This window comes from Paenibacillus spiritus (genome assembly GCF_008710135.1).
GTDB classification, from domain to species: domain Bacteria; phylum Bacillota; class Bacilli; order Paenibacillales; family Paenibacillaceae; genus Paenibacillus_AQ; species Paenibacillus_AQ glufosinatiresistens.
In genome coordinates this window covers 1-14,042 of the sequence record NZ_VYKK01000026.1, presented here as the reverse complement: position 1 = coordinate 14,042, position 14,042 = coordinate 1, and the positions used below count along the sequence as shown (strand labels likewise).

General features: G+C 59.6%; 14 protein-coding genes. 11 read left to right on the top strand and 3 right to left on the bottom strand.

What is annotated here, in order from left to right; all coding sequences use genetic code 11:
- Window positions 1-41: 41 nt before the first annotated feature.
- Window positions 42-1,037 carry a ketoacyl-ACP synthase III gene (locus tag F4V43_RS16195; RefSeq protein ID WP_150459299.1) on the bottom strand — a complete coding sequence of 332 codons (996 nt, stop codon included), beginning with the start codon at window positions 1,035-1,037 and terminating at the stop codon, window positions 42-44.
- Between the two features lie 12 nt (window positions 1,038-1,049).
- Window positions 1,050-1,391, bottom strand: coding sequence for a hypothetical protein (locus F4V43_RS16190; RefSeq protein ID WP_150459298.1), 342 nt, complete (start codon window positions 1,389-1,391; stop codon window positions 1,050-1,052).
- Window positions 1,392-1,658: 267 nt separating this feature from the next.
- On the opposite strand from F4V43_RS16190, the gene deoC reads away from it, so the two are divergent.
- The 8 genes from deoC (at window position 1,659) to F4V43_RS16150 (ending at window position 11,613) form a co-directional block, all read left to right on the top strand.
- Window positions 1,659-2,336, top strand: coding sequence for a deoxyribose-phosphate aldolase (gene deoC / locus F4V43_RS16185; protein ID WP_150459297.1), 678 nt, complete (start codon window positions 1,659-1,661; stop codon window positions 2,334-2,336).
- A gap of 280 nt (window positions 2,337-2,616) precedes the next feature.
- Window positions 2,617-3,924 (top strand): homocysteine synthase, encoded by a 1,308-nt coding sequence (locus F4V43_RS16180; protein WP_150459296.1) that lies wholly within the window; start codon window positions 2,617-2,619, stop codon window positions 3,922-3,924.
- A 103-nt stretch (window positions 3,925-4,027) separates the two neighbouring features.
- Window positions 4,028-5,032: a hypothetical protein gene (locus F4V43_RS20010; protein WP_150459295.1), complete on the top strand. Its 1,005-nt coding sequence runs from the start codon at window positions 4,028-4,030 to the stop codon at window positions 5,030-5,032.
- 539 nt (window positions 5,033-5,571) lie between these two features.
- The gene (locus F4V43_RS16170) at window positions 5,572-7,572 is read left to right on the top strand and encodes a heavy metal translocating P-type ATPase (RefSeq protein ID WP_150459294.1); all 2,001 of its coding nucleotides are present in this window, start codon (window positions 5,572-5,574) and stop codon (window positions 7,570-7,572) included.
- Between the two features lie 180 nt (window positions 7,573-7,752).
- Window positions 7,753-8,697, top strand: coding sequence for a thioredoxin-disulfide reductase (gene trxB, locus F4V43_RS16165; protein WP_150459293.1), 945 nt, complete (start codon window positions 7,753-7,755; stop codon window positions 8,695-8,697).
- Window positions 8,698-8,843: 146 nt separating this feature from the next.
- Window positions 8,844-9,080, top strand: coding sequence for a glutaredoxin family protein (locus F4V43_RS16160; RefSeq protein WP_150459292.1), 237 nt, complete (start codon window positions 8,844-8,846; stop codon window positions 9,078-9,080).
- A 168-nt stretch (window positions 9,081-9,248) separates the two neighbouring features.
- On the top strand, window positions 9,249-10,292 hold the full coding sequence (locus tag F4V43_RS16155) for an ROK family transcriptional regulator (protein WP_150459291.1): 1,044 nt from the start codon (window positions 9,249-9,251) through the stop codon (window positions 10,290-10,292).
- 34 nt (window positions 10,293-10,326) lie between these two features.
- A complete protein-coding gene (locus F4V43_RS16150) occupies window positions 10,327-11,613 on the top strand; it encodes an MFS transporter (protein ID WP_150459290.1) in 1,287 nt (428 codons plus the stop codon).
- 15 nt (window positions 11,614-11,628) lie between these two features.
- On the opposite strand, the gene F4V43_RS16145 is transcribed toward F4V43_RS16150, so the two are convergent.
- Window positions 11,629-11,829 carry a hypothetical protein gene (locus F4V43_RS16145; RefSeq protein WP_150459289.1) on the bottom strand — a complete coding sequence of 67 codons (201 nt, stop codon included), beginning with the start codon at window positions 11,827-11,829 and terminating at the stop codon, window positions 11,629-11,631.
- Window positions 11,830-12,177: 348 nt separating this feature from the next.
- On the opposite strand from F4V43_RS16145, the gene F4V43_RS16140 reads away from it, so the two are divergent.
- From F4V43_RS16140 to F4V43_RS16130, 3 genes are all read left to right on the top strand, one after another.
- On the top strand, window positions 12,178-12,420 hold the full coding sequence (locus tag F4V43_RS16140; protein ID WP_150459288.1) for a hypothetical protein: 243 nt from the start codon (window positions 12,178-12,180) through the stop codon (window positions 12,418-12,420).
- The gene (locus F4V43_RS16135) at window positions 12,420-13,517 is read left to right on the top strand and encodes a glycosyltransferase family 4 protein (RefSeq protein ID WP_223879932.1); all 1,098 of its coding nucleotides are present in this window, start codon (window positions 12,420-12,422) and stop codon (window positions 13,515-13,517) included. Before F4V43_RS16140 ends, F4V43_RS16135 begins: the two co-directional genes overlap by 1 nt.
- A gap of 191 nt (window positions 13,518-13,708) precedes the next feature.
- On the top strand, window positions 13,709-14,042 hold a 334-nt coding region (locus F4V43_RS16130), incomplete at its 3' end, for a hypothetical protein (RefSeq protein ID WP_411898468.1).

The following is a 14,042-nucleotide window of genomic DNA, read 5'->3' as shown; positions in this document are numbered from 1 at the left end:
GCAAGACGCAAGACTTACAGAGGCATGCGGAGACAGCGCTCCTAGTAGCGCAGAAGCATCGTCGGAATCTGCCAGCCGGCCCCGACCGACCAGAAGATCAGGTAATCTCCGCGCCGGATTCTTCCGTCTTCGACTCCGCGCTGGAAGGCGATAAACGGACTGCTCGTGGCGGTATAGCCGAATTCGTCGCCGACGTAGATAAACTTCTCTTTGGACTGTCCCAAAGCTTCCTGCATCAGTTCAATATTCTTCAGCGAGAACTGGGACAGGCAGAATGCCGAAATATCGTCCGGTGTCAGGTGATTGCGTTCCAGCAGGGTGCGGATATCCGCGATGGCGGCATCGACGCAGACGGTCCCGTCGAACGGAAGCCACCGGATATGGATATCGCGGGGCTGAATCCCTTCCCGGTACAGATTGGAACTGCCGCAGGCAGGGAAAGTGATCGTCTCATGAAGGTCGGAATCCGTGTAATAGAGCGAGTCGATCAGACCCTGGCCTTCGCCGCCCCTCTCGAGAATCACGGCCGCAGCCGCGTCGCCGAAATTGGCGTAGGTAACTTCATCGTCCGGGTTGCAGTGAACGGAGCTGAAGTCGCAGCCGACAACGAGAGCGTAGCGGACCTGCTCATTGCCGCGCATATACCGGCTGGTCTGTTCGACCGCGGTTACCATGCCGGCGCAGTTGGCGTTGGAATCCATCGTGATCGCCCGGTGCTTCCCGCCGAGCCGGTTATGAAGCAGCAGCGAATTGGTGGGGTACGTATATTCCGGCGTCTGGGTAGCGAATACGAACATATCGATATCTTCGGCGGCGAGACCGGAGGCCTCCAGCGCGCGCTGAGCCGCCTGAACACCCATCGTTAACGCATTCTCTTCGGCTGGGTCGGCAATATAGCGGTTCTCGCGGCCCATTGCGGCCATGAAATTGCGGATGTCCTTGCCCTGGCGATCGAAGTGTTCCAGGTAATAATCGTTATGGACAATTTTCTTGGGATGATAGTAGGCTGCCTGTCGAATCGAGACCGAAATATCCATAGAAGTTACCTCTTAAACTTCCCGGATTTCATAATGCTGAAGCTGTGTCGTACGTGCGACGCGGGACAGCTGCATTTTGAGAATCGGGTTGCGTTTAATGGTAAAGACTACGTTCTTGAAGCCGGAGTTTTTGTAGAGAATGAAGCACTGCTCCAGCATGGGCAGAACATCGGGAGACGATACGTTCAGCTCCGTGCAGTCCAGGATGATCTCGTACTGCTTCGGATCGAAAGCGCCAATCGCCCGGTTGTAGTCGGCGATGAACAGCTCGGCGTCCTCGGTGGAGAAGGTCCCTCCTACCTTGACGTTCAGTGTGCTTGCATTTTTGTCTGTGTTGAGATTGAATGTACCCATGAATTAAAATGGCTCCTCTCCTATTATCAAAATGACGCGACAAAAAGTGGCAATTCGTTCGCCACTTTATCTTTTATCGGACGCAAGGCAAGAAATATTTAGGATATAAGACCTGAATGTGTAGAAAAACTACATATTAACGGAAGGGCCCCTGGGTACTGGGATTCATAAGCCGGAATGCCGTTCCTTTGCAAATGGACGATCAATTGGTATGATTACAGGGAAGCAAATTCGCCTTCATCGGAAGGCCATGGAGGATAAGACACTATGAATACACCCCAATTATCGCGAATGATTGACCATACACTGCTGAAGGCAGATGCCCGGAAGGAAGATATCGTCAAGCTGGCGGAAGAAGCCAAGCTCTACAAGTTCGCTTCGGTCTGCGTGAACCCGGCTTGGGTGAGCGTGGCCAGCGAAGTGCTGAAGGATACGCCTGAAGTCAAGGTCTGTACGGTAATCGGATTCCCTCTGGGCGCTTCAACGCCGGAGACGAAGGCATACGAGACTTCCGATGCCATTGCCAAAGGGGCAGGCGAGGTGGACATGGTTATCAACATCGGAGCGTTGAAGAGCGGAGACGATGCGCTGGTACAGCGTGACATCGCCGCCGTCGTGGAAGCGGCCAAGGGCAAAGCGCTGACGAAGGTCATTATCGAGACCTGCCTGCTGACGGACGAAGAGAAGGTGCGGGCCTGCGAACTGGCTGTGCAAGCCGGAGCGGACTATGTGAAGACGTCCACCGGATTCTCGACCGGGGGAGCCACCAAGGAAGACATTGCCCTGATGCGCCGGACGGTAGGCCCGGAGATCGGCGTTAAGGCTTCCGGCGGAGTGCGCAGCGCCGAAGACGCGCTGATCATGATCGGCGCCGGTGCCACGCGTATCGGAACAAGCGGTGGCGTAGCCATCGCCAAGGGCGAACAGAATACCTCCGGTTACTAATCCGGAGGCTGTTCTGAACGAGGCGGAAGAGAACCCCTGCCGGAGCGTTCCCGGGATGCAAGGAACCGGGGGGCGGCGGGCTTCCGCCAACGATTAAACGCTGCGCTTCGATAAAACACTACCCTGATAAACAATTGTTTGTCGGGGTATTTGAAGTGCCAAAAATAAATGATATAATTCTGACCCGAATAATGTGAATTTCCTCTTTCCAAGCAACGGGAGATATGAGAGAATGGGGTAACCATTTTTTCGCTACTAATATTTGGAGGAGGCTTACAAGATGATAGAAGAACGCAAGCTCGCATTTGAAACCCTCGCCATTCACGCCGGCCAGGAGATCGACCCGGTGACAGGGTCCCGCGCCGTCCCGCTCTACCAGACCACCTCTTACGGGTTCCGGGACACGGAGCATGCGGCCAATCTGTTCGGCCTGAAAGAATTCGGCAATATTTACACCCGGCTGATGAATCCTACCACCGATGTCTTCGAGCAGCGGATTGCGGCGCTTGAGGGCGGAGCGGGCGCGCTTGCGACCGCGTCGGGGTCGGCGGCGATTACCTTCTCGATTCTGAACATCGCCGGAGCGGGCGATGAGATCGTGTCCTCCTCCAGCCTGTACGGAGGCACTTACAATCTGTTCGCGATCACGCTGCCGAAGCTCGGCATCAAAGTACGGTTCGTGGACGCTTCCAATCCCGAGAATTTCCGGGCGGCCATCAATGAGAAGACGAAGGCCATCTTCGGCGAGACAATCGGCAACCCGCGCGGCGACGTGCTGGATATTGAAGCGGTTGCGGCCATTGCCCACGAGCATGGACTTCCTCTCATTGTGGATAATACGTTCCCCAGCCCGTACCTGCTGCGGCCCATTGAATTCGGAGCGGACATCGTTGTGCATTCGGCTACGAAATTTATCGGCGGACACGGGACGTCCATCGGGGGCGTCATCGTGGACAGCGGCAAATTTGACTGGGCCGCCAGCGGGCGGTACCCCGGCCTGACCGAGCCTGATCCGAGCTACCACGGCCTTGTCTATACCGAGGCGCTGGGGCCGATTGCCTATATTATCAAAGCCCGCGTTCAACTGCTGCGCGATGTGGGCGCCGCCATCTCTCCGTTCAATTCCTGGCAGCTGATTCAGGGCCTGGAGACGCTGCATCTGCGGGTCGCCCGCCACAGCGAGAATGCGCTCCGGGTAGCCCAGTATCTGGAGGCTCACGAGGATGTGGAGTGGGTCAGCTACGCCGGATTGCCGAGCCATCCTTCGTATGAATTGGCCCAGAAGTATTTGCCGAAGGGCCAGGGAGCGATTCTGACCTTTGGCATCAAGGGCGGGCGCGAAGCGGGCAGACGGCTGATCGAGAACGTGGAGCTGTTCTCCCATCTTGCGAATGTCGGCGATTCCAAATCGTTGATTATCCATCCGGCCAGCACGACGCACAGCCAGCTGACCGATGCCGAACAGGTCACTGCCGGCGTGTCGCCGGAGCTGATCCGCTTGTCCATCGGCACAGAGAACATCGACGATATTCTGTATGATCTCGGCCAGGCCATCAAGGCCAGCCAGGCTCAGGTAACGGTCGGCTGACAGCCGCCTTTTCCGGGATCAGCGCGCTTTTATCGCTTCTGCATAAATCGGGACGGTTGCCCGTATGTATGTAGTACCTTGCGAAAAAGGCGGTGCGATTAACATGAAGTATGAACCGAAGGAGCATCCTTCTTCTTTCGATCCATTGGGACGGCTGTGGGACAGCCGCACGGAACCGCCGCAAGAGATGGCGGTTTCTGCGGCGTCCGGGCCGTCTTTTTCCTTGTCTTACCGCGATCCGCGGCCGGCCTTCCTGGTCCTCCGGGAAGGCCGGCAGGAGCGGCGGGAACTGCGCGAGAAGCGGGAAGGAGAATATTCGGCGTCCGGACCGGTCTTGATCCGTACGGAAGAGTGGCTTCGCCTGCCGGAGACCGCGGAGCGGTATGAAGCCTGGCTGAACCGCCGGTCCGCGAGCCGGGAAGCCGAGCTTCGCCGCCTGTCCCTGCGGCTGCGGGCTGAAGCTGCCGCCTTGCTGGAGAGCCCCGGAAGCGACTGGCTGGCGGTGGCCCTTCCTTCGCCGCCAGAGCTTGAAGGGGCATGCGGGGGGCGTCTTGGCGAATTGCAGGACGCAGTTTTGGAAGCGCTCTTTCTGGTGCTGACGGACTGGCAGCGCGCCGGCGGCGACTGCCGCCTGGATCTGCTGGCGGCGTACCCCGCCAGCCCTGCCGAATTCGCTGCTGCGCGCGAATTCATCGAGACGGTGGCCGAACAGACGCTCGGCCACCGGTTCGCGGCGTCCTGCCGGATCGGGGCGCTGATCGCCCCCGATCTGGCGGCGTCCGCCGCCGCGGAAATCGGGCGCACCGCCGATTTCCTGGTGCTGGACGGCGCGGCGGACGAAGCCGCGCCGGAGGAAGCGGCCGCGCGCTTTGCCCGCGCGGCGGAGGACATCGCGGCCGCCGTGCGCCGGGTGAAGCCGGCGGCGGCGCTGCTGGCCGCCGGTCCGCCCGCGGCGGCCGCGCTGGCCGATCTCTACCGGATCGGCCTCGGGGGAATCTTTTGCGCGCCGGCCCAGCGGACGGAGGCGCTGCTCCGGGCGGCGTGCCTGACCTGGATCGACCGCCAGGAGCGCTTCGGTGGACTGGAGGAGAGTGGCCGGATCGGCTGAAGAACCGCGAAGCTCGCGGCAGGGAAGCCGCTCTTTGGGCTTAGCCCGGCAAGGCAATGAAGGACAACGCCCTGCGCATTGCGCAGCGGCGTTTTTTGTCGAATTCGCCGATTTTGGGCATTTGCCCGGTTTACAGTTTGAGCGAAAGGGTATACTATAACTATAAAGTTGTGCGAAGGAAAACTTTTTGGACAATGTAAACAATGATTCTCATTCTCAATAACATGCTGTCCCGGCGAAGCCGGGGCAGCATGTGCCATTTTAAGGGCTTTAAGAATGGCTCTCATTCTCAATGAGGCAGTCCGAAGACCCTGTTCCGAAAACCGGCCCATGCTTCCGAAGCGAGTTTTTCTGCAAAGCTAACTCAGGAAGTTTATCTTCCGAAAAACAGCCCATGCTTCCGAAGCGAGTTTTTCTGCAAAGTCCAATCGATGAAGTATAGTTCCGAAAAACAGCCGATGCTTCCGAAGCGAGTTTTTCTGCAAAGTCCACTCAAGAAAGTCTAAGTTCCGAAAAACTTTTAAAATGAGGTGTTCACGATGCAAGCAACGACCAAATCACTGCCGCAGGCGTACCGGGAAGGCGCGCAGAAGCCGCGCGCTCCGAAAGGGCGGCGCTTCGACTTCCGGGCGATGATCCGAAACGGGGAGATGCAGGCGGCGCTGGGCAGCGGGCTGCTGATGCTCGCGGCCTGGGCGGCGGCCAGCTGGTCTCAGCCGCTCTCCATTGCGCTGTATGTGGCGGCCTATGCCATCGGCGGCTGGATCAAGGCGAGAGAGGGCGTGCAGACGCTCGTCTGCGAGCGCGATCTTGACGTCAATCTGCTGATGATTGCCGCCGCGCTCGGCGCGGCTTCCATCGGCTACTGGAACGAAGGGGCGATGCTGATCTTTATTTTTGCCCTGAGCGGCGCACTGGAGAGCTACACAATGGAGCGCAGCACGAAGGACATCTCGGCCCTGCTGGCGCTCAAGCCGGCGACGGCGGTGGTCATGCAGAACGGCGTCATGAGCGAGGTGGCGCTCGATGATCTGCGGATCGGCGATCTCGTCATGGTTCGGCCCGGCGAGCTGATTCCGGCGGACGGGGTTGTGGTGCGCGGGCAATCGGCGGTCGATCAGGCCTCCATTACCGGCGAATCGGTTCCGGTGGACAAAACGGTCGGCAGCGAAGTGTACACCGGCACGGTCAACGGCGAAGGCCCGCTCTATGTCGAAGTCACGCAGTCGCCGGAGAACAGCCTGTTCGCCCGGATTGTGAAGCTGGTGGAAGAGGCGGAGACGGAAGTTCCCGAATCGCAGCGGTTCATCAAAAAGTTCGAGGCGGTCTACGCCCGCCTTGTCGTCGGATCAACGGCGCTGCTGATCGCGCTGCCGCCGCTCGTGCTGGACTGGAGCTGGAGCAGCACGTTCTACAAGGCGATGGTGTTCCTAGTGGTTGCTTCGCCGTGCGCGCTGGTCTCGTCGATTATGCCGGCGATGCTGTCCGCCATCTCCAAAAGCGCCCGCCGCGGGATTCTCTTCAAAGGCGGGGTTCATCTGGAGAACCTGGCGCAGACTGCCGTCGTAGCTTTTGATAAGACCGGCACCTTGACGGAAGGCATGCCGGGGGTCACCGACTTTACAGCCGCAGAAGGAGTCGATCCAGACGAGCTGCTGGCGGCCTGCGCTTCGGTCGAGCATCTGTCCCGGCATCCGCTGGCGGAAGCGGTGGTACGGTATGCGAGCGAGCGGGGCATTGAGCCGGGTGCGGCGGAAGAGAGCCGTTCGCTGACCGGCTGGGGCATCGAGGGCCGCTTCCGGGGAAGAACTTGGCGGGTGGGCAAAAGCAATGTGCTGGACGAGGAAGCCGGAAGGGAGGAGACGGCGGCCATTGCCCGCCGGGTCCTTGAGGCCAACACCGCCGAAGAGCTGGCTGGCTGGAGAGAGCTTCGGACCCGCTGGGAAGACGAAGGCAAGACGGTCTGCGCCGTACTCGCGGAGGACCGGGTGGCGGGACTGTTCGCCCTTCAGGACCGCATCCGGCCGCAGGCGGCCGAAGCGGTTCAGAAGCTGCGCCGAATGGGCGTTCAGGTGGCCATGCTGACCGGCGACCGGGCGCGGACGGCGGAGAAGATTGCCGGAACGACCGGAGTCGATTACTGCTATGCGGACCTGCTTCCGGAAGACAAGGTGGCCCGCATCTCCGAGCTGCGCCGGCGGCACGGGCATGTCGTCATGGTCGGCGACGGCGTCAACGATGCGCCGGCGCTTGCAGCCGCCACGGTCGGCGTCGGAATGGGGATGAAAGGAAGCGGGGCGGCGCTGGAAGTGGCGGACGTCGTGCTGATGAACGACAGCATCGAGGAGATTGCAGCGACAATCGGGCTGGCCCGGCGCACGCGGCGAATCGTCAAGCAGAACATGGGATTCGCGGTGGCGGTGATCCTGTCGCTCATCGCCAGCAACTTTGCGCTCGGGATCGCTCTTCCGTTCGGTGTGATCGGCCATGAAGGCAGCACGATTTTGGTCATCCTGAATGGCCTGCGTCTGCTGCGCTAGAACCGGTATGAGCCGCTGTCCGTTTGATACGGGCGGCGGTTTTTATGTGTAAATTAGATTGTGAGCAACTCACTGTATAACAATCCTATTGACAGATGAATCAATTGTTTTCATAATGAAACGTACATTGTAATAATTATAATTAAGACGGCCGATACCGCATCCTGAGGAGGACACCCCATGTATAAAGCCATTATTATAGGAACCGGACCCGCGGGATTGACCGCCGCCATTTATCTGGCCCGCGCCAACCTGAATCCGCTCGTTCTGGAGGGACCGCAGCCTGGCGGGCAATTAACCACGACGACGGAAGTCGAGAATTTCCCGGGCTTCCCTGAAGGGATTATGGGACCCGAGCTGATGGACCGCATGCGCAGCCAGGCGGAGCGCTTCGGCGCGGAATTCCGCAGCGGCTGGGTCAACAGCGTCGAACTCGGGGAGCGTCCGTTCAAGCTGAATATGGAGGGTCTCGGTGAACTGACAACCGATACGCTGATTATTTCGACCGGTGCCACCGCCAAGTATCTCGGCATTCCCGGAGAGCAGGAGAACATCGGACGGGGCGTCAGCACCTGCGCCACCTGCGACGGCTTCTTCTTCCGGAACAAAGAGATTCTTGTGGTCGGCGGGGGGGATTCCGCACTGGAGGAAGCCAGCTTCCTGACCCGTTTTGCATCCCGGGTAACGCTGGTTCACCGCCGGGGCGAACTGCGGGCCTCCAAGATCATGCAGGATCGGGCCCGGGCCAATGCCAAAATCGACTGGGCGCTCAATATGACTCCGCTTGAGGTGCTGTCCGGCGAAGCCGGCGTAACCGGCCTGCGCGTGCGCAGCAACGATTCGGGCGAAGAGCGGATTCTTCCGGCCAGCGGCGTGTTCGTGGCGATCGGGCATCAGCCGAACACGGCTTTCCTCGGCGGTCAGGTCACCCTGGACGCCGGCGGCTACATTGCAACCATTCCGGGAACTTCCGAGACGAATATTCCGGGTGTATTTGCCTGCGGCGACGTACAGGATACGCGCTACCGGCAGGCGGTTACGGCAGCAGGCAGCGGCTGCACGGCGGCGCTGGATGCGGAGAAGTATATCGAGAGCCTGGAACACAGCGCGGTCCTGCAAGCCTGACTTGCCGGCAAGAGGCGGGAGGCATGGCTTCCCGCTCCCAATTCGATCCGGACTTTTGCCCGGACGCTTAAGTCGGGTTATAATGGAAGGGCAGTCTGATGCCGGAAATGGCCCAAGGATGATTGCGATTGGGAGGGAAGGGTGCCATGGATCGCGTTATTGTCTACACCTCAACGAATTGCCCGCACTGCCGCCGGATCAAGAGCTTTCTGGACGACAAGGGCGTCGCTTACGAGGAACGCAATATCGAACAGAACGACGACTTCGCCCAGCAGGTCTGGGATATGGGAATGCGGGCCGTACCGGTCACGCTGATCGGCGATACCCGGATCGTCGGAATGAACAAGACTCAATTTAATAAAGCGCTGGCCGCTCGCCGCTAATCGGATGAGCAGCTTCTGAACGGTGCCCCCGGATGTCTTCCGGGGGTTTTTTGGCATGTTCCCGGCGCCCGGGCCAAGGAAACGGTTGAACCCTGGGCCAAGGTATGCTAAGATCGCCGTGGCGACTTTTTAAAGGTATTTAATAAGTGATGCGAGGAGGCAAGTCTTATGCCTGAGCCTACACCTCCCACCGATCCCAAGGCAGTCCGGGCTCATATTCTGCGCGGCATTCGCCGGGAGCTGCTGCATACCGGCAGCTCGACCCGGGCGGAGCTCAGCCGCAAGCTGGGACTGAGCTTCCCGACGGTCGGCAAATTCCTGGCCGGAATGGAACGGGAGGGGGAGATCCGGCCGGCGGGCCGGGATGAGTCGGGCGGGGGAAGACCGGCGGCCCGTTATGCGTATGATCCGGAATACGCGCTCTGCCTGAGCCTGTTCCTGGAACGCAGGGAGACCGTCTATGCCGTCTTTGACGGGCAGGGAGTACAGAAAGAGGCCGGCCGCTTTCCTTCTGTGCTGGAAGAGGGCGAGGAAGGACTCTATCGGATTATAGAGCCGCTTCTGGCCCGCTTCCCGCGCGTCCGCGGGATTGCCGTCGGCGTCCCCGGTTCGGTCGATCAGGGCCGGCTGATCTTTATTCCGGGCTATGACCGGTTCGCCGGTCTGGATCTGCGCGCCCGCTGCGAAGAGCGGTTCGGCATTGCTACGGTGATCGAGAATGATATGAACGCCGCGGTTCTGGGCTATGCGCACCGGGAGAACGTGCCGGAGCCCGAGTCGCTGGTCTATGTGTACCGGGGGAGCAACGGGCCTGGCGCCGGGATTCTGATCGGCGGCCAGGTGGTGCGCGGCCGGAGTTTTTTTGCCGGAGAAATCGCATTCGTGCCGCTTGGCGGAGACCTGAATTTCGGCCAGGCGCTGGAGGAAGCCCAGGAAGACGCAGCGCTGTCGGGAGCCGGCCGGGCGGGGCGCGAGGAAGAAGGGGCTGAAGCCCTCAGCCGGCTCGTCGCGGCGCTGACCGCGATTCTGAACCCGAGCCGGATTATTTTTCACGGGGAAGAGGCAAGTCCGGGTCTGTTGGAACGTATTGCTGAAGCAAGCGCCCGCTGGGTTCCGGTCGGGCATTTGCCCGGGCTGGTGAGGAGCGATTGGGAGAACGATTATTTGACCGGGTTGTACCGTCTGGGTCTGGAGCTGCTGCTGGAAGCCTAGAGTGCGGGAGTTATTCAGGGGAGGGAATGCAGGAATGGCTTTGTTTTTTCTGATTATGATTTATTTGGCGTTCATCAGTCTGGGGCTGCCGGATTCGCTTCTTGGCGCAGCTTGGCCGGTGATGCGCGGAGAGTTCGGCGCTTCGCTGGACGGAGCGGGCTGGCTCTACATGACGATTGCGGCGGGCACCATTGTATCCAGCCTGGCGAGCGGCTATGTCGTCAAGCGGCTGGGAACGGGCAGGGTGACGCTGCTGAGCTGTCTGATGACCGCAGCGGCTCTGCTCGGCTTCGCGCTCACGCCTTCGATCGGCTGGCTGTATCTGTTCGCCATTCCGCTCGGTCTGGGCGCAGGTTCAGTCGATGCGGCGCTGAACCACTATGTGGCCGCCCATTACAAAGCCCATCACATGAGCTGGCTGCACTGCTTCTGGGGCGTGGGCGCCACCATCGGCCCGATTATCATGTCGGCTTTTATCTCAAGAGACGGCGCATGGAGACACGGGTATTTCACGATCTCGGGGATGCAGTTCGCACTGGTGGTTCTGCTGGCGGTGTCGCTGCCGCTGTGGGGACGGATGGATCAGAAGCATGCGCAGGAGAAAGCCCGCACAGAGCGTGTGAACGAAGGATCGGGTGCAGAGGGTGAGCACAGGAAGAATGAGCCGTTGTCCGGAGCTGCGGCGGGTGCAGCGGAAGCCGATGCTCTGCTCGCTGCGGAGATGACGCGTGAGGCGTCTGCTCCGGTTCGTCCGCTTCGGATTCGGGGCGTGAAGTTCGCCCTGCTGTCGTTTCTGCTGTACTGCGGGATAGAGGCGACGCTTGGACTCTGGGGAAGCAGCTACCTCGCCGGAATCAAAGGACTCTCCGCCGACGATGCCGCACGCTGGGTATCGCTGTACTACGGAGGCATTACGCTGGGCCGTTTTCTTGCCGGATTCCTTACCTTCCGCGCCGGCAATCTGGCGATGATCCGTGCCGGGCAGATTGTGGCGGCCGCCGGAGCGCTGCTGCTGTGTCTGCCGCTGCCCGTCGGATTCACGACAGCCGGGTTCCTGATCGTGGGATTGGGCCTCGCGCCAATCTTCCCGTGCATGCTGCATGAGACGCCGGTGCGCTTCGGCCAGAATGCGGCCCAGACCCTTATGGGCTATCAGATGGCGACGGCGTACATGGGAAGCACGCTGATGCCGCCGCTGCTCGGGTGGGGCGCTTCGCTCTTCAGCCTTCATATTCTGCCGTTCTATCTGCTGCTGCTGGCGGGAATGATGCTGCTTCTCTCCGAGAGGCTCAACACGTTGACCGCGAAGCGGACCGCCTAAGAGGGAGCGGAAGCTTCATTGAAACATCAGGGAAGTGATGCCGAGGAACAGCATGCCAATCAGCACGCTGCTTCCGATAAGCGCAAGGGCGGAACGGCGACGGGACTGAACCAGACGGAGAATGCCGAGACTGACCAGCGGAACCAGGACCAGAAGGAACAGCAATACAGTAATGAACAGCGGGGACGTAACATCGGATGTGTCCAAAAGGGTCATACAGGCTTCTCTCCGTTTCTTAAGAGGATGGAGGAGTGACATAAGTCACACCGCTAAGTTTAATTATAGCGAATCCTCCTAAGCATTTCTTCCGGGATGGCTGCAAAAATATGGCGATTTGGCGGCGGTGCCGCCCTGCGCCAAACAGGGAAGGACTCGGGGCCGCTGCGGCGGGCCCGGGTTTTTTTTAGGCAGGATGTAAATAAGCTAAACAATTGTCATTAAATCCCGATAATAGAGCAAGGCGGATTTATGAAAACGCTTAAATTTTTGGACAACAAAGCAAGCGTTTGCACAGCGAGGCCGCTTTCTAAACGGCAAAAGAGGCTCATATCGGGGGGACTGCAAATGGAAGAGGATTGGATTGAACTTCCGGAGACGGTAAGGTTGAACGGAGAGACGCTCGTATTTACGGGCCCCATTCGGCTTTCGTCCCGGTTCAAAGGCTATGCGGTGCTGGATTGGCGGCGTAAATTCGACGACCCGGATCTGGAGAAACTGCCGGCGGTCTGGCTTGCCGCCGAGACGCCGGAACAGGAGTATCTGATCCGCAAGTATGAGGTCGTACTGGGGACGGTGGCGGATCTGTGATGACCTTCCGATATGCGGAGCATTACCGGGCTGTCCATCTGACGAATGAGATCGGCGGCTATATTATAGGCGGCATCGCTTCTTACATGAACGAGATGTACGCGGGCCACGAGGCCGACACCGGATTTATACATATTTATGATCCTCAGGCTCTGCCGGATTTGAGGGCGGAGCTGTACCCGGGAGACCGGGATATTGCAGCGGTCAGACAGGATGAGCTGCATCGGGTGGGAGAGCTTTCTTTTGACATGGCGGTGCTGCATTTCTACGGGCTGTCGGAGGTGCTGGACCCCACCATTCTGCGGGGAAGAAGGCTGATCTATGTTGTGCATTCCGTCCCGACGGTTGAACCGTTCAACGCGGCAACTCCGTTCGGCGAGAACATGGAGGTGAAGTTCCGGTTCGAACAGTGTTGTTCGTATGCCAGCGCAATCGTGTGCATCAGTGAAGCCGAACGGATCAAGCTTGCTGCACTGTATCCGGGCTGGGCGGCCAAAATTGCGGTTATCCCCAACGGGATGAAGTTCCGTCAACCGGATGTGTGTCTTCCGCCGTTCCGCAGCGAACGCCGGATATTCGGATTCCTGGGAAGGATGGATTATCGCAAAGGGCTGCTCGAGTGCGTCAAGGCTTTCCGGCGTGTCGATGGGGAATTGCGCATTGCTTCCGGCCGGGAAGATCCGCAGCATTTGAGCGAAATCCTCCTGTATCGGGAAACGGCTGAACTGACCGGGAAAGTCCGCTTTCTGGGCTGGTGCCAGGGAGAGCGGAAGCAGAGCTTCCTGAATTCTCTGGACGCTCTCATTATTCCTTCGCTGTATGAACCGTTTGGCTATGTCGTGCTGGAAGCCATGGATGCCGGAATTCCGGTTATTTGCAGCTGCCGGGGCGGAATAGCCGAGATCATCGGAGATTACCGGTTCCAGTTCGATCCCTATGTGGAGGGTTCGATGGAGAACGCCATTCGAGACTTTCAGGAGGCGGACGAAGAGACTTGGGTGCGGGAATTATCCGGTCTGCAGCAGCGCAAATCGCTGTTCAGCGCGAGCCGGATGCATGATGCTTATCGCGCCCTCTTCAGCGGCCTGGCGGATTAAGGGGCAAGGTTCGCCGGAGAGGGGGTGATGCGGTTCATTCCGGTATAATCCCGGAATCGGGGGCATTCAACCCCGGCACATACACCAGGTTCCGGCAGGGGGCAGGCGCCGCGCAGGTCAAACGGATTTGAACTCTGCGGCATATCGCCTGCAAGCGTATCTCCATTACATGAAGAAGGGAAGCTTCAAGGATGGCCCAAATTATCGGAACTACTGCGGTGGCAACCAGCACCTCCAAGCCAGCCGCAGCCTCTGCACCCAAAAGCACAACCTCCTCCGGTTCCGGCAGCTCGGCCCGGACGCCGGCGGCGACAACGCCTTCGCCGGCCAAGTCCAGCACCCCGGCCAAAACACAGCCGGCGGCAGCTGCTTCTACGGCCAAAGTCGGGTCGAACGGAGTCCCGCTGTCTTACCAGAATTCAAGTCCGGCAGCAAGCCCGGCCAAGACGAGCAGCAGCAGCGGAAGCGCGCCGCTGAATACCAAAGTCGGGTCGAACGGAGTCCCGCTGTCTTACCAGAATTCAA

Bases quoted from the DNA above. Each gene is read 5' to 3' on its own strand.
- F4V43_RS16195 (WP_150459299.1), bottom strand. From the start codon at position 1,037: ATGGATATTTCGGTCTCGATTCGACAGGCAGCCTACTATCATCCCAAG.
- F4V43_RS16190 (WP_150459298.1), bottom strand. From the start codon at position 1,391: ATGGGTACATTCAATCTCAACACAGACAAAAATGCAAGCACACTGAAC.
- deoC (WP_150459297.1), top strand. From the start codon at position 1,659: ATGAATACACCCCAATTATCGCGAATGATTGACCATACACTGCTGAAG.
- F4V43_RS16180 (WP_150459296.1), top strand. From the start codon at position 2,617: ATGATAGAAGAACGCAAGCTCGCATTTGAAACCCTCGCCATTCACGCC.
- F4V43_RS20010 (WP_150459295.1), top strand. From the start codon at position 4,028: ATGAAGTATGAACCGAAGGAGCATCCTTCTTCTTTCGATCCATTGGGA.
- F4V43_RS16170 (WP_150459294.1), top strand. From the start codon at position 5,572: ATGCAAGCAACGACCAAATCACTGCCGCAGGCGTACCGGGAAGGCGCG.
- trxB (WP_150459293.1), top strand. From the start codon at position 7,753: ATGTATAAAGCCATTATTATAGGAACCGGACCCGCGGGATTGACCGCC.
- F4V43_RS16160 (WP_150459292.1), top strand. From the start codon at position 8,844: ATGGATCGCGTTATTGTCTACACCTCAACGAATTGCCCGCACTGCCGC.
- F4V43_RS16155 (WP_150459291.1), top strand. From the start codon at position 9,249: ATGCCTGAGCCTACACCTCCCACCGATCCCAAGGCAGTCCGGGCTCAT.
- F4V43_RS16150 (WP_150459290.1), top strand. From the start codon at position 10,327: ATGGCTTTGTTTTTTCTGATTATGATTTATTTGGCGTTCATCAGTCTG.
- F4V43_RS16145 (WP_150459289.1), bottom strand. From the start codon at position 11,829: ATGACCCTTTTGGACACATCCGATGTTACGTCCCCGCTGTTCATTACT.
- F4V43_RS16140 (WP_150459288.1), top strand. From the start codon at position 12,178: ATGGAAGAGGATTGGATTGAACTTCCGGAGACGGTAAGGTTGAACGGA.
- F4V43_RS16135 (WP_223879932.1), top strand. From the start codon at position 12,420: ATGACCTTCCGATATGCGGAGCATTACCGGGCTGTCCATCTGACGAAT.